The sequence below is a fragment of the Pseudomonas sp. BF-RE-25 genome (assembly GCF_019956105.1).
Classification (GTDB): Bacteria; Pseudomonadota; Gammaproteobacteria; order Pseudomonadales; family Pseudomonadaceae; genus Aquipseudomonas; species Aquipseudomonas migulae.
Genome location: NZ_JAHBDB010000071.1, coordinates 1 through 20,823, shown reverse-complemented (window position 1 = coordinate 20,823; position 20,823 = coordinate 1). Strand labels below are relative to the sequence as shown.

Here is a 20,823-nt window from a genome sequence, read left to right as displayed (position 1 = left end):
TGGAACCACCTGATCCCATCCCGAACTCAGCAGTGAAACGATGCATCGCCGATGGTAGTGTGGGGTTTCCCCATGTGAGAGTAGGTCATCGTCAAGATTAAATTCCGAAACCCCAATTGCGAAAGCAGTTGGGGTTTTGTTTTGCCCGCAGGAAAGTGGCGAAAAAAAGGGCAGCCACATTGGCGGCCCTTGAAGGCACTGCATTGTCAGTGGAACTTTGGCAGAACGTATTCAGCAATCTCTTCAATAACCTCGGCAACCGGGCGTTCGCTACGTCGCACATGCAGGCCAACATGTTGTACCCCGGCTTCACGTAATGCCTGAAGCTCATCAATCAGTGCCAATCGCCCGCAAATGCCGCCGAAACGCACACGTCGCATAGGGGCGTGAGGATTGGCTGCCAGATCAAGGTGGACGAAGCTGATGTAAGGCTTATCCCCACCCACCTCGCGCCACAACCCGACCCGACGCCGATGTTCATCTGGCGTACCCGGGTAGGCGAGCCAGCCATCCATGTGCTCACCAATCCATGCAGGTGATTGCTGGCCAAGACCTGCCACCAATAATGGAGCCGCTTCATCTCGCTGCGGAAGCAAGTGCGCACCTTCAGGCAGGCGGCCTTCACCCTGGTCGCGCAACAACTCCACCGTGTCGCGAAAAATCTCTCCCCTCTGATCGTAATCGACCCCAAACAATGGATATTCCATAGGCCGGTCACCACTGGCCACGCCAAGCAGTAAACGCCCATCGCTCAACTCATCAACACTGTTTGCTGACTTCAAGGTGAGCCAAGGCTGACGCAATGGAAGTACAACCGCCGCCGTACCCAACATGATGTTGTCGGTGATTCCGGCCAGGTAACCAAGGTAGGAAAAGGTTTCGAAAACCTGTGCGGCATCGCCGAAATTCGGGTCGTAAACCGGCACATCGCGGACCCACAGAGCACGGAACCCAGCCTTGTCCGCCAGCCTCGCCATCGCTGCATGTTGCTTCAGATCCGGAACACCGAAAGGGCGGTCCTCGGCAATTCGTCGGCGCTGGCCGTCGCTGGACCAATCGTTATCCAGTGGCAGCTCCAGCCCAATGGAAAAACCGTTCGAGCCGAGTAATCGTGTAAATCGTGGGTGCATGAAATGACTCCAAAAAGGGAATGACATGCACCCAGTATCCACAGGCCTATCTGCAAGAAAAATGCATGAATCGGAATATCAATTTTGAACAAATCGCACGAGTCAGAAAAAACCAACCGTCGTTTTGGCCCTCAAGGACAACCGTTAGAGGAAATCGCACTAAAGTGACCGCACGGTTTTTGGTATGGTGCAGCTCGTTTTTTTAACGGACTGATTTCAAGCCTACGGATCGGCGCCCCTTTTTAGTTAAAGAGCAGCTGCAGAAATGCCCCAACCGATACCGATCAAGGACCACGAAATAGAGACGCGCCTGGTCAACAAAAGACTGATGGCTTGCGCCTTGTTCGTCGTCGCTATCACCTGCGCACTGGTGGTGCGCCTGTACGTGCTGCAAGTCGTCGAGTTTGACTATCACTCGACCATCTCCGAAAACAATCGCGTCCACGTATTGCCGATCACCCCCACGCGCGGATTGATCTACGACCGCAACGGCGTGGTCCTCGCCGACAACCGCCCCAGCTTCAACCTGACCATCACCCGCGAACGCGCCGCTAACGTCAAAGAAGAACTGGATGAGGTGGTCAGTCTCCTGCACCTGCCTGCTGAAGATCGGACGCTCTTCGACAAGGCGATGAAGCAGGCGCGCCACCCCTTTGTGCCCGTCACGCTGTTCTACGAACTCAGTGAAGAGCAAATCGCCGTACTCGCCGTCAACGAATTCCGCCTGCCCGGAATCGACGTTGAGCCGCAGTTCGTTCGCCATTACCCGATGGGCGCGCACTTCGCCCATTCCATCGGCTACGTCGGTCGAATCAACGAGAAAGAATCCAAGGCCCTGGACACTGTCGAGTACCGAGGCACCCAATCCATCGGCAAGACCGGGATTGAAAAATTTTATGAATCAGAATTGCACGGCCACGTCGGTTACGAAGAAGTCGAAACCAACGCCCAGGGTCGCGTGCTGCGAGTGCTCAAACACACCGATCCGGTGCCTGGTAAAAACATCGTCCTGAGCCTCGACGTCAAACTTCAGGAAGCCGCCGAAGAAGCCTTGGGGGATCGTCGCGGTTCAGTGGTCGCGCTCGATCCATCGACCGGTGAAGTGCTGGCCATGGTCAGCAAGCCAAGCTTTGACCCGAACCTGTTCGTGACCGGGATCAGCTTCAAGGAGTATGCGGCACTGCATGACTCCATCGATCGGCCGCTGTTCAACCGCGTGCTGCGCGGTCTTTATGCGCCCGGTTCGACCATCAAGCCTGAAGTGGCGATTGCCGGCCTGGATGCGGGTGTCGTGACCCCGCAGACCCGCGTCTTCGACCCGGGTTATTACCAGCTCCCGGACTTCGATCACAAGTACCGTAACTGGAACCACAGCGGCGACGGTTGGGTGGACATGGACGCAGCGATCATGCGCTCCAACGACACCTACTTCTACGACCTGGCGCACAAACTGGGTATCGATCGCCTGCACGACTACATGGCGATGTTCGGGCTCGGCGAGAAGGTCTCGCTGGACATGTTCGAAGAGTCTGCCGGTTTGATGCCGTCTCAGGCCTGGAAGCGCGCCACGCGCCGTCAGGCGTGGTTCCCCGGTGAAACGGTGATCCTCGGCATCGGCCAGGGTTACATGCAAGTCACGCCGCTGCAGCTCGCTCAAGCCACCGCGCTGATCGCCAATAAAGGTGTCTGGAACCGCCCGCACCTGGCCAAGACCGTGGACGGTGTGACGCCAGTGGATGAGCATCCGATGCCAAACATCCTGTTGAAAGACCCGCGTGACTGGGAGCAGGTCAACCACGGCATGCAAATGGTGATGCACGACGCTCGCGGGATCGCCCGAGCGGCGGCCCAAGGTGCGCAATATCGTATCGCCGGGAAAAGTGGTACCGCGCAAGTGGTCGCGATCAAACAGGGCGAGCGCTACAACCGGGCGAAAACCCTGGAACGGAACCGCGACAACGCCTTGTTTGTCGGCTTCGCGCCAGCTGAGCACCCGAAGATTGTCATCTCGGTGATGATCGAAAACGGCGAGGCTGGCGGTCGCGTCGCCGGGCCTGTGGTGCGACAGATCATGGACGCCTGGTTACTCGATCAGGACGGCCACCTGAAACCGCAATACGCCACGCCGAGCAAACCGCCGGGCGATCCTCACGTTTAACCGATCAAGGCTTCACAGCACAGGCTCACGAATGCTGAGCATGTGCTGGAAGCTTTCGAGGAACACGGTTTCCGCCTGACTCATCTTCTGCTCGCGATTCCACAGCAGCTGAATATCAAAATCCACTACTCCATCCTCCGGCGGCAACCGCCACAGCAACCCTTGCTCGACATCCCTTTTCACCAAATGCGTCGGCAGGCAGCCAATCCCGTAACCTGCGCAAATCAATCGGTAAATCTCTTCGAAGCTCGTCGATGAAGCAACGATCTTGCCGGTAAAACCCTGCTGGTCGCGAAACAGCGTCAGTGGCGAAAGATTTCCGCCGAGCTGGTCGCTGGTGAAACTGACGAAATTTTCTGCGGCGAGCTGTTCCAGCGTCAGATTCTCTTGTCCGAACAGCCGATGACGCTGCCCGCAAAAGTACGCATAACGCTCTCGGAACAGCACCCGCTGTTCCAGCCGCGGCTGCGGTAAACGACACAGACCGACGCCAATGGTCGCGGTCTTTTGCAGCAACGAACTGATGATGTTCGAGCTGCCCATCACTTCGACTTCCAGCTCGATTTTCGGGTGGGTTTCATGGAAGTCCGCGAGGAACTCGTCGTAATGCCGCGCTTGCACGCCGCTGACGGTGAGGATGCGGATCTTGCCCACCACGTCATCGTGACGACTCTCCACCACGGTGCCCAATCGCGAAATATCGCCGTAGATATCCGTCGCAATGCGCAGGACTTCTTCCCCGGTTTCCGTCAGGTCAAACCGTCTCCCGCTACGGGCAATCAACACACATTCCAGTTGTTCTTCCAGCCGTTTCAACGCCTGGCTGACGGCTGACTGCGTGATGTGCAACCGCGCTGCGGCACGGCTCATGCTGCCTTCCTGGCCGATCACAAGGTAGGTGCGCAGCAGGTTCCAGTCGAGACGATCATTCAGAAAACGTCGGCCCACCCAAGGGTTAGTGGAAGTCATGACAATCCCATGTAGTAGCAGCGCTAATAGTAAAGATAAGAATATGAAAATTGACTAATCCTGGCATGGAAGCGATAAAGCCCACAAGCGCCACAGAGCGCAACCGTAAACAGCCTTCAGTACCTGCCCAAAACTATAAATACACAGGGTCCTTGCATGCACACCACCGCACAGCCGCGTCGAGCGGCGGCCGCTGCCTTCATTGGCACGACCATCGAGTTCTATGACTTTTACATTTACGCCACCGCGGCGGCGTTGGTGCTTGGGCAAGTGTTCTTTCCCAGCAGCGACCCGGTGATGAGTACCCTGGCGGCTTTTGGCAGTTTCGCCGTCGGCTTCATCGCCCGTCCCATGGCCGGCATGGTTTTCGGACATCTGGGCGACCGTCTGGGCCGCAAGAAAATGTTGCTGGTGACGATGGCGCTGATGGGCGTGGCAACTGCCGGCATCGGCCTGTTACCGAGCTACGCCAGCGCCGGTATCTGGGCACCGATCGGCCTGATCGTGCTGCGTTTGATCCAGGGCATTTCCGTCGGAGGCGAGTGGGGCGGGGCCGTGTTGATGGCCAGCGAACACGCGCCAGCCAAGCGCAAAACCTTCTACGCATCATTCGCCCAACTCGGCAGCCCGGCCGGTTTGTTACTGGCGTTGATTGCTTTTCGCCTGGTGACATCACTCGAACCCGAAGACTTCCTGACCTGGGGCTGGCGTCTGCCGTTCCTCGCCAGTGGTGTGCTGATGATGGTCGGCCTGATGATCCGCTCCGGCGTTCATGAGTCGCCGGAATTCGCCAAGGCTCGGGATAACAACGAGACCGCCAAATACCCGGTGAAAGACGTGATTCGCACGTGCTGGCGGCAGATCCTGTTCGCTGCCGCCGCAGTGACCATCGGCTCGGCCGGGTTCTTCTTCACCAACACCTTCATGATCACCTACGTCACCCAGTATCAGGGCATCGCACGCTCGACGATTCTCGATTGCCTGTTCCTGGTGACCGTCATTCAGTTGCTCTCGCAACCGCTCAGCGCACTGCTCGCCGAGCGCATCGGCGAAGGTCGTTTTCTCAAGCTCGTTGCGCTGCTGTGCATGGTCACGCCGTACCCGATGTTCTTGCTGGTGGGCACGCAAAACATTCTGTTGATGACCCTCGGCATCGCCCTCGCGGTAGTGATCCTTTCGGCGCTGTACGCGGTGATCGCCGGTTACATGACCCAGGCGTTCCCGGTGCACCTGCGCTACTCGGGCATTTCCATCGCTTACCAGTTGAGCTGTGCACTGGCCGGCGGCACCACGCCGCTGATCGGCACGCTGCTGGCGAGCAAGTTTTCCGGACAATGGCTGCCGTTGGCGGTGTTCTTCACCTTGCTTTCGGCCCTGTCCCTGATCGGTGTTTGCGGGCTGGCCCGCCTGCGCGCCAACCCGGTCGTCACCCACGCTGCTAAAGAGGTGTATTCGTGAGTAAACCTGAACACATCGGCCCGGTTGAATGGAAGGCCCGTTGCGAACTGGCTGCGCTGTATCGGCTGGTCGCGCACTTTCGCATGACCGATTTGATCGACACCCACATCACCCTGCGGATTCCAGGGCCTGAGCATCACTTTCTGATCAACCGCTATGGGGTGATTTTCGACCGCATGCGCGCCTCGGATCTGGTGCGCATCGATCAGGAAGGGCGCGTCGTCGATCCGCATTACGAAGGTCATCGGGTCAACGCCGCAGGGTTCGTCATTCATTCGGCGATCCACATGGCCCGTCCGGACCTGAATTGCGTGATCCATACCCACACCGCCGCCGGCATGGCGGTAGCGGCGCAGAAGCAGGGCCTGTTGCCGATCAGTCAGCACGCGCTGAAGTTCTACGGCAAATTGGCGTATCACACCTATGAAGGCATCGCGTTGTCGCTGGATGAGCGCGAGCGGTTGATTGCTGATCTGGGGCCGCACCGGGCAATGATCCTGCGCAATCACGGTTTGCTGGTCGGCGGCTCCGGCGTGGCTCAGGCGTTTCAGGAGATCCACTTTCTGGAGCGGGCCTGTCAGGCGCAGGTGGCGGCGCTGGCCGGCGGTTCAGCGTTGCATTACCCGTCGCCGGAAGTGTGTGCACACACCGCCGAGCAGTTTGACCGCGATGAGCAGGACAACATCATCGACCTGGCCTGGGAGGCCGCACTGACCCTGATCGAATCCCAGCGTGAGTCCTATCTGTCATGAGCACCGTGGTTTTACTTTCCCGCGACACCTTGCTGCTCAAGCAACTGCAAGCCGCGTTCGCCCGCAGCGCACCGCAGCTCACCACCGTGCTGGCGGATGATCCGCTGGCCAAAAATGCGCAGATTGCCGCGTGCTGGTTCCCTTTACCGGGCAGCCTCGCCGCGTTACCGAATCTTCAGGTGATTCACTCGGTGGCAGCCGGCATCGATCACCTCGATCACGACCCGTCGTGCCCGGATCTGCCCGTGTGCCGGGTGGTCGATCCCGGCCACCGTCAGGGCATGACCGAATACGTACGTTGGGCGGTGATTCACTATCACCGTGGTTTCGATCAAGTGCTGTTGCAGCAACAGGAGCAGCGCTGGGAGCGGCCGCTGCAACGGGCGGCGGGGCAATTCAAGGTGGGAGTGATGGGGCTCGGATCGCTGGGCAGCGCCATCGCTCAGGATCTGGCCGCTTCCGGTTATGACGTTCGTGGCTGGGCGCGCAGTGGCAAGACGATAAACGGCGTGCAGACCTTCGCCGGTGCGGCAAACCTGAAACCGTTTCTTGAGGGTGTGGAGTTACTGATCAACTTGTTGCCGCTGACCCGCGAAACTCGCGGCATTCTTGGTCATTCAACTTTCGAACAATTAGCCAATGGCGCTGCGCTGGTGAATTGCGGCCGGGGCGGTCATCTCAATATCGACGACCTCGAACACGCCCTGAAACGAGGAAAACTGCGCGGCGCGCTGCTGGATGTTTTCGAGCAAGAACCACTGCCGGTTGATCACCGTCTCTGGACAATGCCCGGTGTGACGATCACACCGCACATGGCTTCGGCAGCCTCCCACGACTGCATTGCCGAACAAGTTGCGGAGAACTTCCGCCGTTTAAATACCGGCGAACCTTTATTGAATAACGCGGACCGATTACTGGGTTACTGAATATAAAAACTCGCCCACTCAGTTGGGCGATACATAACAACAATCCCTCACTCTCAAACGATTTACTGCCAGTCAAAACAATTAAATAAACGAGTTCTGAAGAATTCCTGGAGTCAGTGATGAGCGATCTATCGTCCGCAGAAAAGTCCGGTGCCCCGCCGGAAGTTGCAATCAGCATGAAAAAAGTTGCCGTGGCCAGTGTCATCGGCACCACGGTGGAATGGTACGACCTGTTTGTGTTTGCCACCGCGTCGGCGCTGGTCTTCAACAAGGTGTTCTTCCCGGACTTCGTGCCGCTGATCGGCACATTGCTGGCATTCGGCACCTTCGCTTCGGCGTATCTGGCGCGGATTGTCGGTGCGGCATTGTTCGGGCACTTCGGTGACCGCCTGGGTCGCAAGTCAATGTTGTTGATTTCGCTGTTGACCATGGGCGCCGCCACGTTCGCGATCGGCTTGTTACCCAATTACGCGGCCATCGGGATATGGGCGCCGATCCTGTTGTTATTGCTGAGGGTGATTCAAGGCCTGGCGCTGGGCGGTGAGTGGGGCGGGGCGGTGTTGATGGCGGTGGAACATGCGCCGGCCAACAAGCGCGGCCTGTACGGTTCCTGGGTGCAGATCGGCGTCCCGGCCGGGACCATGATTGCCAACCTGGCGTTCCTGGTGATCGCCGCGTGGCTGTCGCCTGAAGACCTGTTGGCCTGGGGCTGGCGCATTCCGTTTCTGGCCAGCGTGCTGCTGATCGCCGTGGGTTTGTACATCCGCCTGAACATCGCCGAAACGCCGGCCTTCAACAAGGTCAAGGAAGCGGAAGTGCAGGTGAAAATGCCGCTGGCCGAAGTCTTCCGCAAGTACTGGAAGCAAGTGGTGCTCGGCGGTATTGCGACGATGTCGACCGGCGCGTCGTTCAACATCATCGTCGCGTTCGGCCTGACGTACGGCACGCAGAATCTCGGTTTCAGTCGCAGCGTGATGCTGGGCGTGGTGCTGCTGTCCTGTGCCTGGTGCATCGTCATGCTGCCGGTGTTCGGCGCGTTGTCGGACCGTTTCGGCCGCAAGCCGATCATTGTTGCCGGCATCGTTGCCGAGGCGTTGGTCGCGTTCCCGATGTTCTGGCTGATGGACACCAAGGAGCTGTCGCTGGTGATCTTCGGCTACTTGCTGTTGATGACTGCATTCGCCGCCAACTACGGGCCTATCGCGACTTTCCTGGCGGAGTTGTTCGGCACCCGCGTGCGTTATTCGGGACTGTCGATCAGCTACATGCTGTCCGGCCTGCTCGGCAGCGCCGCAACGCCCATCGTCACCACTGCGTTGCTCGCAGCGACCGGCAAAGGCTCGTCGGTGGCCTGGTACATGATCGGCGCGGCGCTGATTTCCTTGCTGGCGCTGTTGCTGCTGACCGAGACGTTCAAGCGCGACATCAGCGAAATCCCGGCGGCGGGTCCGGCTGCCGATCAACCCGTTCGCAAACCTTTCAAATCGGCTGCGGCCTGATTCATGGAGCTCAACAGCATGCGCAGAATTCAATCCGCTCCGGGTTTCATCGGCCCCGTCGGGCCTTACTCTCAAGCGGTGGTCAGCGGCCATCTGGTGTTCACCGCCGGGCAGATTCCGGCCCAAAGCACACTCGATGAGCAGCCCGCCGATTTCACCGAGCAAGTGCGGCAAACCTTGCGCAATCTCGAGGCGATCCTGATTGAAGCCGGCTCGGGTTTCAGCCACGTGATCAAGGTCAACGCGTACCTCACCGATCCCGCGCAACTGGAGCCGTTCAACGCGGTGTATCGCGAGTTTCTCGGCCATGCGCCGCCGGCGCGAACCACGGTGTGCGTGGCGCTGTGGGGCGTGTCGCTGGAAATCGACTGTGTGGCCGAGTTGATTGCCAGGGAGGCGCAGCATGGATGAATCACAGTTGATCGAGCAGTTAAAAGCGGTGAGTTTTCCGACCCTTGGCCATTTTCTGGAGGCGGGTTTTGCCGACTCGCAACTGCGGGCGATGGTGCCCAATGTGAAACTGGTGGGCCGTGCGCTAACCCTGAAATTGGTGGGCGCCGATGCCATTGCCGTCAACCAGGCGTTGGCGCTGATAAAGCCGGGCGACGTGTTGGTGATCGACACCGGCGGCGACTGGCAACACGCACCGGTCGGCGCGGTGACCAGTTGTGCCGCGAGTTGTGCCGGGGCGGCGGGCATCGTGGTGGACGGCGCCGTGACTGATTTGCTGGAGCTGCGTGAGGGCGGATTGCCGGTCTTCGCTCGCGGCACCAGCCTGCTGACCACCAAGCTGCACGGTCGCGGCGACAGCCAGATCAACCAGCCGATTCACTGCGCAGGCGTCACCGTGCAGCCGGGTGATCTGGTGCTGGCGGACGACAACGGCGTGCTGTTTCTCGATTGGCACACCGCGGCCGGTGTCATCGAGCAGGCGCTGGCGTCCGATCATGCCGAACCGCGCTTGCTCGAACGTTTGCACGCCGGTGAACCGGTCGCGCAGGTGTTGCGCGTCTAGGCCGTCAGGCAGCGTTGCAGGCTCTCGATGAATATCGTCTCGGCCCGGCTCATGCGCTGCTCGCGGTTCCACAGCAAATGAATGTCCACGTCGGCAATCCCTTCGTGGGGCGGCAGGCGCCAGAGCAATCCGGCGTCGACGTCAGCCGCCACCACGTGCTCGGGCAAACAGCCGATACCGAACCCGGCGATCACCAGTCGCCGGACTTCTTCCAGGCTCGGTGACGACGCCACGATGCGTCCGCTGAAGCCCTGCTGATCGCGAAAAATCGTCAGCGGCGAGAGCATGCCGCCGATTTGGTCGCTGGTGAAACTGACGAAATTCTCCCGCTGCAAATCCTCTTGATCGACGTTCTGCTGGCCGAACATCGCATGATGCTTGCCGCAGAAAAACGCATAGCGCTGACGCAGGAACAACCGTTGCTCCAGGCGCGGTTGCGGACGGCGATTGAGGCTCAGCCCCAGCGTCGCGGTTTTTTCCTGAAGCGCACTGACGATGTCGGAGCTGCGCATCACATCCACCTCCAGATCGACCCGCGGGTGCTGCCGATGGAAGTCCGCGAGGAAGTCATCGAAGCGTTCCGAGTAGATCCGGCTGATGATCAACAGGCGCACCTTGCCGATCACTTCGTCGGCCGGTTGCTCCAGCACGCTGCTGACCTGGGACATCTGCCCATAGATTTCCCCGGCCAGTGCGAAGATCTGCTCGCCGACTTCGGTCAGGGCAAAACGTGGCCCGCGACGGGCGATCAGTTGGCGGCCGAGTTGTTCTTCCAGACGCTTCAATGCCTGGCTCACGGCGGGTTGCGTCAGGTGCAGGCGGGCGGCGGCGCGGCTGATGCTCAGCTCCTGGCCGATCACCCGAAAGGTGCGCAGCAGGTTCCAGTCCAGTCGGTCATTGAGCAGGCGTTGCACATCGCGTTCGACCATGTGGCTCTCGATTATAAGCTGTCGTAATACTGCGCATAATAAATAGAAAATTGACTAATCATAGCCTCGGGACGATAAATCACTCCCAGACAGGCGCCGTCAGAGTGCCTTGGATTTACTGCTTTTCTCCTGCCAAAAAAACAATCAATGGAGTCCGAACCATGAAGCCCCCAGCTTCTTCCCAGCCACGTCGTGCGGCAGCCGCAGCCTTCATCGGCACCATGATCGAGTGGTACGACTTTTACATTTACGCCACCGCCGCCGCGCTGGTGTTCGGTGCGCTGTTCTTCCCCTCCGACGACAAATTGTTCAGCACCATGGCCGCGTTCGGCACCTTCGCCGTGGGCTTCTTCGCACGGCCGTTGGGCGGGATCATCTTCGGCCACATCGGTGACCGCATCGGGCGCAAGAAATCGCTGATCATCACCTTGCTGATGATGGGCGTGGTCACGGTCTGCATCGGTTTGCTGCCGACTTATGCACAGATCGGCGCAGCAGCGCCGGTACTGCTGATTCTGCTGCGCATCGTCCAGGGCATTGCCGTGGGTGGCGAGTGGGGCGGGGCGGTCTTGATGGCCGGCGAGCATGCGCCGAAAGGTCGGCGCAATTTCTTCGCGTCCTTTGCGCAACTTGGCAGCCCGGCCGGTTTGATCCTGTCGCTGCTGGCATTCAGCGCAGTCACCCGTTTGCCGGAAGAAGACCTGATGAGCTGGGGTTGGCGCTTGCCGTTCCTCGCCAGTTCGTTGCTGCTGCTGGTGGGGCTGGCGATTCGACTGGGTGTGAACGAGTCACCGGAATTCCTCGCCAGTCGCGAACTCGCCGCCAAGAGCACGCGTAAAGAGCAGGCGCCGGTCATGGAAGTCCTGCGCACCGCGTGGCGTCCGCTGTTGTTGTGCATCGGCGCCAACACCCTGGGGATTGCCGGGGTGTATTTCACCAACACCTTCATGATCGCCTACACCACCCAGCAACTGCAGTTGCCGCGCTCGCTGATCCTCGAGTGCCTGTTTGTGGTGGCGATCATTCAGTTCTGCATCCAGCCGCTGGCGGCGTGGCTCGCGGAAAAAATCGGCGCCACGCGTTTCCTGTGCCTGGTGTCGTTGTTGGCGATGGCTTCGCCGTACCCGATGTTCGTGCTGGTCAGCTCGGGCCAGGCACCGCTGATCATCCTTGGCATCGCGCTGGCGGTGGTGTGCATGGCGTCGTTCTACGCGGTGATCGCCGGGTACGTCAGCGGCATGTTCGAGACCCGCGTGCGCTACACGGCGATTTCGCTGGCGTATCAGATCTGTGGCGCCGTGGCCGGTGGTTTGACGCCACTGATCGGCACGCTGCTGGCGCATAAATTCGCCGGCCAATGGTGGCCGATGGCGCTGTTCTACAGCCTGATTGCCGCGACTTCGCTGGTCTGCGTTCTGTCCCTTGCCCGTCGCCATGCCAACGCTGAACGCGTTGAGCTAGCCACCATTTGAACTTGTAGGAGCCGGCTTGCTGGCGATTACGGTGTGTCAGTCGACATGTTTATCGCCTGAACGCACGCCATCGCCAGCAAGCCGGCTCCTACAGGGGATCGTCGTTTCGAATATTTTTGGAGAGTCTTATGTTGAAGATTAATGGCGAACGCCTGTGGGCGAGTCTGATGGCGATGGCCGAAATCGGCGCCACCGCCCGTGGCGGCAGTTGCCGCCTGGCCTTGAGCGATGAAGACAAGGCCGGTCGCGAACTGTTTGCCCACTGGTGCCGCGAAGCCGGCATGACCCTGAGCGTGGACGCCATCGGCAACCTGTTCGCCCGCCGCGCCGGCACGGACCCGGACGCTGCGCCCGTGATGATGGGCAGCCATCTCGACACTCAGCCTGAAGGCGGACGCTTCGATGGCGTGTACGGCGTGCTCGCCGGCCTCGAAGTGGTGCGCTGCCTCAACGACCTCGGCATCCAGACCCGCAAGCCGCTGGAAGTGGCGGTGTGGACCAACGAAGAAGGCGCGCGCTTCACCCCGGCGATGTTTGGCTCGGCGGTGTTCACCGGCATCATGCAATTGGACGCGGCGCTGGCGGTGCGGGATGCCGATGGCATCAGCGTCGGTGATGAACTGAAGCGTACCGGCTATGCCGGCGAGCGTCCGTTGGGCGGCGCGGTGGATGCGTATTTTGAAGCCCACATCGAACAAGGCCCGATCCTTGAAGACAACGCCAAGAGCATCGGCGTGGTCAGCGGCGGCCAGGCGATTCGCTGGCTCGACGTGCGGGTCGAAGGCATGGCGGCTCACGCCGGCACCACGCCGATGCCCCTGCGCAAGGATGCGCTGTACGGCGTGGCGCGGATGATTCAGGCGATTGAAAGTCTGGCCACCGATTTCGCCCCGGAGGGCCTGACCACCGTCGGTGAGTTGAGCATCAACAAGTCGTCGCGCAACACCATTCCGGGGTTGGTGAATTTTACCGTCGACCTGCGTCATCACCGCGACGACGCCATCGATGCGATGGAGCAGCAAGTGCGCGCGCGGCTGCAGGCGATTGCCGACGGTCGCGGCCTGAACCTGACGATCACCCCGCACTGGATCAGCCCGGCGACACCGTTCGACGCAGACTGCGTGGCGGCGGTGCAACACGCTGTGGATGCCCTGGGTTACGCTCAGCAATCGATTGTCAGCGGTGCCGGGCATGACGCGATTCACCTGGCGCGGTTCTGCCCGACGGCGATGGTGTTCATCCCGTGTGTCGGCGGCTTGAGTCATAACGAAGCCGAAGACGTGTTGCCGGAAGACGTGCGGCAAGGCACCGACGTGCTGCTCAACGCCGTGCTGTCCCGCGCCGGTAAAGCTGAATAAACGCCAAACCCCTGTGGGAGCGAGCCTGCTCGCGATGAGGGCGTGTCAGTCGAAGCCAATGTTGTTTGACACACCGCCTTCGCGAGCAGGCTCGCTCCCACAATTGAACATGCCCGGTTTGAAGATTTACGTTATCTGACAGGTATCAATCCCATGCGCAGTTTTTTCCATCCCGAACAATTGCTTCACCATCCACGCAGCTATTACTCCCGCGGACAGATGCGCACGCCGCAGGAAGTGCCGGAGCGTGCGCAGCGACTGGTGCAGGCGTCTCGCTCGCTGGGCTTCAAAGTCGAGCAGCCGGTGGATGCCGGACTTGATCCGCTGCTGGCGGTGCACGGTGCGCCGTACCTGGCGTTTCTCCAGGAAGCGCATCAGCGCTGGAAGGAAATCCCGGAAGATTGGGGCGACGAAGTGATGTCGAACATCTTCGTCCGTGAGCCAAACGCTCTGCGCGGAATCCTGGCTCAGGCCGCACGTTATCTCGCGGATGGCAGTTGCCCGGTGGGCGAACAGACCTGGCGTTCGGCCTATTGGTCGGCCCAAAGCGCAGTGGCCGGTGCGCAGGCGTTGCTTGATGGCGAGCCGGCGGCTTACGCGTTGTGCCGTCCACCGGGGCATCACGCCCGGGCCGAAGCGGCCGGTGGTTTCTGCTATGTGAACAACGCGGCGGTGGCGGCGCAGGTGTTGCGCGGCGGGTTTGAACGCGTCGCGGTGCTCGACACTGACATGCACCACGGTCAGGGGATTCAGGAGATTTTCTACGACCGCGATGACGTGCTGTACGTCTCTGTGCATGGCGATCCGACCAACTTCTATCCGGGGGTTGCCGGGTTTGCGGATGAGCGCGGTGCCGGGGCGGGCGAGGGGTACAACCTGAACTTGCCGATGGCCCATGGTTCGAGTGAGGCGGACTTTCTTGGGCAACTGGAGGTGGCGCTGGCGGCGGTGAAGGATTTCGCTGCCGAGGTGTTGGTGCTGTCCCTGGGTTTCGACATTTTCGAGCTGGACCCGCAGAGCAAAGTGGCGGTGACGCGGGAAGGGTTTGCGCGGCTGGGTGAGCGGATTCGCAGCCTTGGGTTGCCGTGCCTGATTGTGCAGGAGGGTGGGTATCACCTGGAGAGTCTTGAGGACAATGCGCGGGCGTTTTTTGTCGGGCCGCAGGTGTGGCGGATCTGAGTTGTGGGGTGCCTGGATGATCGCCTTCGCGGGCAAGCCTCGCTCCTACAGTGCCTAAGTTGACTCGCCTGTTTGTGGGCGACGCTGAACCTGTAGGAGCGAGGCTTGCCCGCGAAGAACGATAACGCGGTACAACGGATGAAACACACTTGCCATCGCCCTGACGTTAACGTAAAGATTGCGGCAGGGCGCTGAACTTAAAAAAGCGCAGGGCGGACCGATTCGGAGCGCTTGATGACGCTAATAAAAACAACTTCCCCCAAGCGGCACCATGAAGCCCGGCTGGCCCGGGAAAAACTCCATCTTGAGGGTGAAGTCCCCGATGGCGTGTTGCGGGCGGAAATCGATGCATCGTGGCGACGCAGCCTCAGCCATGGCGTGCATTTCAACAGCAAACATGAACTGGCGCTGGAATCGAGCGCGAGTCTCGACGTGCTGCTGGCGAACAATCGCCTGCTGATCGACGCGGCATTGCCGGCGATCGATTACCTGGCCGACCGCCAGGGCAAGGAAGGCCTGATCATCCTCGCCAATTCCGACGCGACCATCCTCGCGGTCGAAGGCCGCGCCGATCGCCTCAAGGGCAGCGGCCTGCAGGACATCACCCTTGGCGCCTGCTGGAGCGAAGCCGCTCGCGGCACCAACGCGCTGGGCACCGCGCTGGTGGAAGCCCGGCCGACGATGATCGATTGCGGCGAGCATTACCTCGATCGCCTGACCGATTTCTCCTGCACCTCAGTGCCGATTTATTGCCCGCAAGGCGACATCCTCGGCGTCCTCGACCTGACCCGCGAAGGCCCGCTCGGCCGCGTTCACGACAGCACCGCGCTGTTGGCCATGGCGGTCAGCCAGATTGAAAGCCGGGTGTTCAACGCCAGTTTCCCCGACCAGATCGTGCTGGCGTTCCACAGCCGCCGGCAGTACCTCGAATCCCCTTGGCAGGGTTTGCTGGCGGTGAGCCTTGGCGGGCAGATTCTTGCGGTCAGCGCCCAGGCGTGTCAGTTGCTCCATGCCGAACGCTCGGCGCTGGTCGGTCGCCGTTGCGAAGAGTTTCTCGGCGTCGATGGCTTGCAACTGTTGTCGCGTTTGCATCAGGGCGGCGTCGGCAGTTTACAGACCGCCAAAGGCGAATTTTTCTATAAAACCCTGCGCGCACCGCAGCGCTCGATCAACGTCAGCACGCCGCCGCGCAGCCCGGCGAAAACCGCCAAACCTCAACCGGATCTCGACGCCCTGGCCGGCAGCAACGTCCGTTATGCCCGCGCCTTGCGCATGGCCCGTCAGGGGCTGGCCAACGAGTTGCCGGTGTTGCTGCTCGGCGAAACAGGCACCGGCAAGGAAATGATCGCGCGCGCCTTGCACATGGCCGGCAGCCGCTGCGACAAGCCCTTTGTCGCGGTGAACTGTGCGGCGATTCCCGAAGGCCTGATCGAGTCGGAACTGTTCGGTTACCGCGAAGGCGCGTTCACCGGCTCCCGTCGCGGCGGCATGGTCGGGCGTCTGCAACAGGCCCATGGCGGCACGTTGTTTCTCGACGAAATCGGCGACATGCCGCTGGCCTTGCAGGCGCGTCTGCTGCGCGTGTTGCAGGACCGTAAGGTCGCGCCTTTGGGCGCCGGTGAAGAACAGGACATCGACGTCGCCCTGATCTGCGCCACCCACCGCGACCTCAAACGCCTGGTCGAAGAAAAACACTTCCGTGAAGACCTGTTCTATCGGGTCAACGGTATCAGCGTGATGTTGCCGGCCCTGCGCGAACGCGACGATTTCAACGCGCTGGTCGGTCGTCTGCTGGCCAGGCTAGATGCACCGGCCATGCTCCTGCATGACGACTTGAACCGCTTGCTCGCGGGTTACCACTGGCCGGGCAACATCCGCCAACTGGAAATGGTCTTGCGCACCGCGCTGGCCATGCGCGAACCGGGGGACACGGTCCTCACCCTCGATCATTTGCCCGACAGCATGCTCGACGAACTGAACGCCAGCGAGCGGCCGGCGTCCGGGAGCATTCGCGAAAACGAACTGGAGCTGATTCGCCAGTCCCTGGACAGCCATCAGGGCAACGTCTCGGCCGCCGCCGACGCCTTGGGCATCAGTCGCGCAACCTTGTACCGCAAGCTCAAACAGTTGCGTTCGTGATGCAGCGCCTGATCGTTCGGCTGATCGACAGCCAGAACCCCGAAGCCCTGCAAGCGGCGTTGCGCTGGCTCTACAGCTTTGTGCGCCCGCATCGTCTGGCGATTGTCGGACTGCTCGGTCTGTCGGTCTGCGCCTCGTCGCTGGTGCTGGTGCAACCCTGGCTGACCAAGCTGCTGATCGACGATGGCTTGCTGGCGCGCAACTTCCCCATGCTGGTGTTGATCGCCGGGTTGATGATCGTCGCCGGGCTGCTCGGCACGGCGCTCTCGGGGATCAATCGTTACCTGCACACGCGGCTGTCCGGGCGGATTCTGTTCTCGCTGCGCGACGACCTTTATCGGCATTTGCAAACCCTGTCACCGAGCTTCTACGGGCAACGGCGCATCGGCGACCTGATGTCGCGCCTCGATGGCGATGTCGCGGAGATCCAGCGCTTCGCCGTGGATTCGCTGTTCTCGGCAGTGTCGAGCGTGATCGGCCTGGTGGTCGCCGTGGCGATGTTGCTGACGTTGTCGTGGAAGTTGTCGCTGCTGGCGCTGGTGCTGATTCCCCTCGACGTGCTCTGGCTGCGCTGGATGCGGCGTAAGGTCGAGCGCGATGTGCGCCAGTTGCGCGAGCGTTCGGCGGACATGTCGTCGTTCATGGTCGAGACCCTGCCGGTGATGAAATTCATTCAGTCGGCCGGTCAGCAGCAACGTGAGTCGCGGCGTCTGGAGGCGTTGGGGCAGGGCTACATGAGTCAACTGCTGCGCCTGCAAGTCACCGAGTTTTTCACCCAGGCGGTGCCGGGCACGCTGACCTCGCTGTCCCGTGCCTGTGCGTTTTTGATTGGCGGTTATTGGGTGGTGCAAGGTACCTGGCAACTGGGGGCGCTGATCGCGTTTTCCACCTATCTGGGGATGGCGGTCGGGCCGGTTCAAAGTCTGCTTGGGCTCTACGTGGCGATTCAGCGGATGACGGTCAGTCTCGGGCGCGTCATGGAATTGCGCGGTGAAGAACCGACCGTGCTGACCCCCGTTGAACCCCGGCCAATGCCGACCTCCGGCGAACTGCGTTTCGACGACGTGCACTTCAGCCATCCCGGTCGGCCGAGCACCTTGCGCGGCATTGAAGCGCGGATTCCCTACGGTTTGAAAGTCGCCCTGAGCGGCGGCTCCGGCGTCGGCAAATCGACGCTGATCGATTTGCTGCAACGGCATCACGATCCACAGTCCGGGCGGGTGCTGCTCGGCGAGGTCGACCTGCGGGAACTGGACCTGTTCCAGTTGCGCCGGCGGATTGCCGTGGTCAGTCAGGACATCGTGCTGTTTCGCGGCAGCCTCGCCGATAACCTGGCCTACGCGGTGCCCGACGCCAGCCGCGAAGCAATCGCCGACGTAGCGCGGCTGGCGCAACTCGACAGCCTGATCGCCTCATTGCCCGAAGGCCTCGACAGTCCGTTGGGCGAACGCGGGCAGCAGTTGTCCGGCGGGCAGAAACAGCGCATCGCCATCGCCCGGGCACTGTTGCAGGACCCGTTGATTCTGGTGCTCGACGAAGCCACTTCGGCGGTGGATGAAGCCACCGAGCGCGAAGTGATCGAGGCCATCGACCGACTGTTTGCCGGACGCACGCGCATCCTCATCAGTCATCGTCCCTCAACGTTGGCCGATGCCGACCTGCGCTTCGAATTGCTCGACGGCGTGCTCACGTCGAAAACGGTGCAGCATGAAGTCTGAACTGCGAATCGGTGTGGTGGACAGCGGCCATTCGGCGGCGCAGCGGGTGCAGGTGATCGCCGGGCGACGGTTCTCGTTGCTGGCGGACGGCCTGGCCGAAAGTGACTTGCGCGACGACCCGCTCGGCCACGGCAGCGCGGTGATCGAAGCCATTAGTCATCGGGCCCCTTCGGCGGTGTTCTGCGTGGCTCAGGTGTTCGACCAGCGTGGCGTCACCAGCGCCCTGCAGATTGCCACGGCGATTGACTGGCTGGTGGCGCAGGACGTACGGCTGATCAATCTGAGCCTCGGTTTGCGCCAGGACCGCAGTCTATTGCGCGAAGCCTGCGCGGCAGCAGTAGCGCAAGGCATTTTGCTGTGTGCATCGAGCCCGGCGCAGGGCGAGGGCGTGTTCCCGGCGAATTATCCACAGGTGCTGCGGGTGACCGGCGATGCACGTTGCGCCGAACAGGAATGGTCTTGGCTCAACAGCGCTCAGGCGGATTTCGCGGCGTGCGTGCACGGGACGTATCCGGGGCAGTCCGGCGCCAGTCTGGGCTGCGCGGCGTTGAGCGGGCACATTGCCGGTTTCCTCGTTTCACAACCCGAGGCGAGCAACGAACAGATCATCGACTGGCTGCGCAAGAATGCCCGTTATCGCGGTCCTGAACGGCGCTTCGGAGCATGATCCTGATTCTGGGGGCGGGGCCAGCGGGAGCGGCGGTTGCCTTGGGCTTGCGGCCGCTCGGTTACCCCGTGACGCTGGTCAGCGAGTGGCGCCGGTTTGCGGCGCTGGAAGGCGTTTCGCTGCGGGTGCTGGAGGCCTTGCGCGGTGCCGGTCTGCATCAGGCGCTGGCGGATGCGGCGTTGCCGTCGCAGCGGCAGGTGTCGTGGAACGGTCAGCAGCATGCGCAAAACATCGAATTCCTGCTGGACCGTCCGAGCTTTGATCGAGGACTGCGCGAGGACCTGCGTCTGGCGGGCGTTGAGCTGATTGAAGGTCGGGTGCTGAGCGTTCAGACCTCGGCGGAGGGACATCGGATCGAGATTGAAGGGCGTGAGGCGTTGCTCGCGGACTTCCTCGTCGAGGCGCGCGGACGCCAGGCACCGGCACTCGGCAAGGGGCTGCGCGGGCCGGAGACGGTCAGCCTGCTCAATCGCTGGCAAGGCGCGCCGGGCAACACTGCCAGTGCCGTGGAAAGCCTTGCGGACGGCTGGGCTTGGATGGCGCGGCGGGCGGACGGTCAGTGTTATTGGCAATGGACGGTGGACGTGGCCAGTGCCGAGCTGCCGGGCAAGACGCAGTTGCTCGATTACTGTCGCCAGCAGCGCCAGGGTTCCTCGTTGGCGCGTGAGTTTTTTGGTGTCGAACATGAGGTCGATCTACAGCTGCACGCCCGCAGCAGCACCGCGATTTTGAGCCCGCAGGTGTGCGGCGAAAACTGGATTCGGGTCGGCGATGCGGCGATGGCGGTGGACCCGCTGTCGGGCAATGGCATCTTTCAGTCCTTGTCCTCGGCGTTGCAGGCGCCGACGGTGATCAACACGTTGTTGCGAAAACCTGAGCGGGCGGCGTTGGCCCAGCGTTTTCATCAGCAACGGGTGGAGCAGTTGTTTTTGCGTTTTGCGCGGATCGGGCGGGATTTTTATGCCGATGAGCAGCGTTGGCTGGATCAACCATTCTGGCAGGCGCGGCGGCAGTGGCCGGATGCCGAGGTGGTGCATGCCGAGGCGGATTTTGTCGCGCTGCGGATCGAGCGGGCGCCGGTGTTGAAGGATGGGTTTGTGGATGAGGCCGAGGTGGTGATCACAGCGGATCAGCCGTTGGGGATCTGGCATGTGCAGGGGGTTGAGTTGGCGCCGTTGGTGCGCAGGTTGCGGACTGAACCGGCCGGGCAGGCGTTGGCGGGGTTGACGGTGGAGCAGGGGAGGATGGTCAGGAGTTGGTTGTTGGGGCAGGGGTTCAAGCCCTGATATTTGTAGCGATTGGTCTGACCTCTTCGCGGGCAAGCCTCGCTCCTACAGGTTTTCGTGCCCTTGTAGGAGCGAGGCTTGCCCGCGAAGGCGGCCTAAAGAACGCTGAAAATCAAAGCTTGATCAACACCGACTTCAACTCGGTGTAATGCTCAATCGCCGCATACC

At 61.2% G+C, this 20,823-nt stretch carries 17 protein-coding genes and 1 rRNA gene; 15 read left to right on the top strand and 3 right to left on the bottom strand.

Translation table 11 applies throughout. From position 1 onward, the window contains the following. Window positions 1-97: ribosomal RNA gene (gene rrf / locus KGB24_RS25835) — 5S ribosomal RNA — on the top strand; the annotation flags it as partial. Between the two features lie 109 nt (window positions 98-206). Here rrf and KGB24_RS25830 read toward each other — a convergent pair. After that, on the bottom strand, window positions 207-1,130 hold the full coding sequence (locus tag KGB24_RS25830; RefSeq protein WP_008028013.1) for a TIGR03571 family LLM class oxidoreductase: 924 nt from the start codon (window positions 1,128-1,130) through the stop codon (window positions 207-209). A gap of 265 nt (window positions 1,131-1,395) precedes the next feature. Here KGB24_RS25830 and mrdA point away from each other — a divergent pair, with 265 nt between their 5' ends. Next, the gene (mrdA, locus tag KGB24_RS25825; RefSeq protein ID WP_223416193.1) at window positions 1,396-3,288 is read left to right on the top strand and encodes a penicillin-binding protein 2; all 1,893 of its coding nucleotides are present in this window, start codon (window positions 1,396-1,398) and stop codon (window positions 3,286-3,288) included. 12 nt (window positions 3,289-3,300) lie between these two features. Here the strand turns inward: mrdA and KGB24_RS25820 are convergent, their stop codons facing one another. Then, window positions 3,301-4,257, bottom strand: coding sequence for a LysR family transcriptional regulator (locus tag KGB24_RS25820; protein WP_008028009.1), 957 nt, complete (start codon window positions 4,255-4,257; stop codon window positions 3,301-3,303). 156 nt (window positions 4,258-4,413) lie between these two features. On the opposite strand from KGB24_RS25820, the gene KGB24_RS25815 reads away from it, so the two are divergent. The 6 genes from KGB24_RS25815 to KGB24_RS25790 all read left to right on the top strand — a co-directional run bounded on the left by KGB24_RS25815 (window position 4,414) and on the right by KGB24_RS25790 (window position 9,907). Next, window positions 4,414-5,715 carry an MFS transporter gene (locus KGB24_RS25815; protein WP_223416192.1) on the top strand — a complete coding sequence of 434 codons (1,302 nt, stop codon included), beginning with the start codon at window positions 4,414-4,416 and terminating at the stop codon, window positions 5,713-5,715. Further along, complete coding sequence (locus KGB24_RS25810) at window positions 5,712-6,467, top strand: class II aldolase/adducin family protein (protein ID WP_008045063.1); 756 nt, start codon at window positions 5,712-5,714, stop codon at window positions 6,465-6,467. The genes KGB24_RS25815 and KGB24_RS25810 overlap by 4 nt, the downstream gene beginning before the upstream one ends. After that, on the top strand, window positions 6,464-7,393 hold the full coding sequence (locus KGB24_RS25805) for a 2-hydroxyacid dehydrogenase (RefSeq protein ID WP_223416191.1): 930 nt from the start codon (window positions 6,464-6,466) through the stop codon (window positions 7,391-7,393). The genes KGB24_RS25810 and KGB24_RS25805 overlap by 4 nt, the downstream gene beginning before the upstream one ends. Before the next feature lie 119 nt (window positions 7,394-7,512). After that, entirely contained in the window at window positions 7,513-8,892 is a 1,380-nt protein-coding gene (locus KGB24_RS25800) for an MFS transporter (protein WP_008028000.1), read from the top strand. Between the two features lie 18 nt (window positions 8,893-8,910). Then, on the top strand, window positions 8,911-9,303 hold the full coding sequence (locus KGB24_RS25795) for a RidA family protein (RefSeq protein WP_223416190.1): 393 nt from the start codon (window positions 8,911-8,913) through the stop codon (window positions 9,301-9,303). After that, complete coding sequence (locus KGB24_RS25790; protein WP_223416189.1) at window positions 9,296-9,907, top strand: RraA family protein; 612 nt, start codon at window positions 9,296-9,298, stop codon at window positions 9,905-9,907. Before KGB24_RS25795 ends, KGB24_RS25790 begins: the two co-directional genes overlap by 8 nt. On the opposite strand, the gene KGB24_RS25785 is transcribed toward KGB24_RS25790, so the two are convergent. Then, entirely contained in the window at window positions 9,904-10,836 is a 933-nt protein-coding gene (locus tag KGB24_RS25785; RefSeq protein WP_223416188.1) for a LysR family transcriptional regulator, read from the bottom strand. The two genes, KGB24_RS25790 and KGB24_RS25785, sit on opposite strands and share 4 nt — an antisense overlap. A 161-nt stretch (window positions 10,837-10,997) precedes the next feature. Between KGB24_RS25785 and KGB24_RS25780 the strand changes: the two genes are divergently transcribed. From KGB24_RS25780 to KGB24_RS25750, 7 genes are all read left to right on the top strand, one after another. Further along, on the top strand, window positions 10,998-12,308 hold the full coding sequence (locus tag KGB24_RS25780; protein ID WP_223416187.1) for an MFS transporter: 1,311 nt from the start codon (window positions 10,998-11,000) through the stop codon (window positions 12,306-12,308). Window positions 12,309-12,436: 128 nt separating this feature from the next. Then, on the top strand, window positions 12,437-13,666 hold the full coding sequence (locus KGB24_RS25775; protein WP_223416186.1) for a Zn-dependent hydrolase: 1,230 nt from the start codon (window positions 12,437-12,439) through the stop codon (window positions 13,664-13,666). Window positions 13,667-13,819: 153 nt separating this feature from the next. Next, a complete protein-coding gene (locus tag KGB24_RS25770; protein WP_223416185.1) occupies window positions 13,820-14,845 on the top strand; it encodes a histone deacetylase family protein in 1,026 nt (341 codons plus the stop codon). 234 nt (window positions 14,846-15,079) lie between these two features. After that, window positions 15,080-16,984: a sigma-54-dependent Fis family transcriptional regulator gene (locus KGB24_RS25765; RefSeq protein ID WP_223416184.1), complete on the top strand. Its 1,905-nt coding sequence runs from the start codon at window positions 15,080-15,082 to the stop codon at window positions 16,982-16,984. Beyond that, the gene (locus KGB24_RS25760) at window positions 16,984-18,702 is read left to right on the top strand and encodes an ABC transporter ATP-binding protein (protein ID WP_223416183.1); all 1,719 of its coding nucleotides are present in this window, start codon (window positions 16,984-16,986) and stop codon (window positions 18,700-18,702) included. The genes KGB24_RS25765 and KGB24_RS25760 overlap by 1 nt, the downstream gene beginning before the upstream one ends. Beyond that, window positions 18,692-19,369: a S8 family serine peptidase gene (locus tag KGB24_RS25755; protein ID WP_008027979.1), complete on the top strand. Its 678-nt coding sequence runs from the start codon at window positions 18,692-18,694 to the stop codon at window positions 19,367-19,369. Before KGB24_RS25760 ends, KGB24_RS25755 begins: the two co-directional genes overlap by 11 nt. Continuing rightward, the gene (locus KGB24_RS25750) at window positions 19,366-20,655 is read left to right on the top strand and encodes a tryptophan 7-halogenase (protein WP_223416182.1); all 1,290 of its coding nucleotides are present in this window, start codon (window positions 19,366-19,368) and stop codon (window positions 20,653-20,655) included. Before KGB24_RS25755 ends, KGB24_RS25750 begins: the two co-directional genes overlap by 4 nt. Window positions 20,656-20,823: the final 168 nt, after the last annotated feature.

Bases quoted from the DNA above. Each gene is read 5' to 3' on its own strand.
- KGB24_RS25805 (WP_223416191.1), top strand. From the start codon at position 6,464: ATGAGCACCGTGGTTTTACTTTCCCGCGACACCTTGCTGCTCAAGCAA.
- KGB24_RS25750 (WP_223416182.1), top strand. From the start codon at position 19,366: ATGATCCTGATTCTGGGGGCGGGGCCAGCGGGAGCGGCGGTTGCCTTG.
- KGB24_RS25800 (WP_008028000.1), top strand. From the start codon at position 7,513: ATGAGCGATCTATCGTCCGCAGAAAAGTCCGGTGCCCCGCCGGAAGTT.
- KGB24_RS25765 (WP_223416184.1), top strand. From the start codon at position 15,080: ATGACGCTAATAAAAACAACTTCCCCCAAGCGGCACCATGAAGCCCGG.
- KGB24_RS25815 (WP_223416192.1), top strand. From the start codon at position 4,414: ATGCACACCACCGCACAGCCGCGTCGAGCGGCGGCCGCTGCCTTCATT.
- KGB24_RS25790 (WP_223416189.1), top strand. From the start codon at position 9,296: ATGGATGAATCACAGTTGATCGAGCAGTTAAAAGCGGTGAGTTTTCCG.
- KGB24_RS25785 (WP_223416188.1), bottom strand. From the start codon at position 10,836: ATGGTCGAACGCGATGTGCAACGCCTGCTCAATGACCGACTGGACTGG.
- KGB24_RS25795 (WP_223416190.1), top strand. From the start codon at position 8,911: ATGCGCAGAATTCAATCCGCTCCGGGTTTCATCGGCCCCGTCGGGCCT.
- KGB24_RS25775 (WP_223416186.1), top strand. From the start codon at position 12,437: ATGTTGAAGATTAATGGCGAACGCCTGTGGGCGAGTCTGATGGCGATG.
- KGB24_RS25780 (WP_223416187.1), top strand. From the start codon at position 10,998: ATGAAGCCCCCAGCTTCTTCCCAGCCACGTCGTGCGGCAGCCGCAGCC.
- KGB24_RS25830 (WP_008028013.1), bottom strand. From the start codon at position 1,130: ATGCACCCACGATTTACACGATTACTCGGCTCGAACGGTTTTTCCATT.
- KGB24_RS25760 (WP_223416183.1), top strand. From the start codon at position 16,984: ATGCAGCGCCTGATCGTTCGGCTGATCGACAGCCAGAACCCCGAAGCC.
- KGB24_RS25820 (WP_008028009.1), bottom strand. From the start codon at position 4,257: ATGACTTCCACTAACCCTTGGGTGGGCCGACGTTTTCTGAATGATCGT.
- KGB24_RS25770 (WP_223416185.1), top strand. From the start codon at position 13,820: ATGCGCAGTTTTTTCCATCCCGAACAATTGCTTCACCATCCACGCAGC.
- mrdA (WP_223416193.1), top strand. From the start codon at position 1,396: ATGCCCCAACCGATACCGATCAAGGACCACGAAATAGAGACGCGCCTG.
- KGB24_RS25755 (WP_008027979.1), top strand. From the start codon at position 18,692: ATGAAGTCTGAACTGCGAATCGGTGTGGTGGACAGCGGCCATTCGGCG.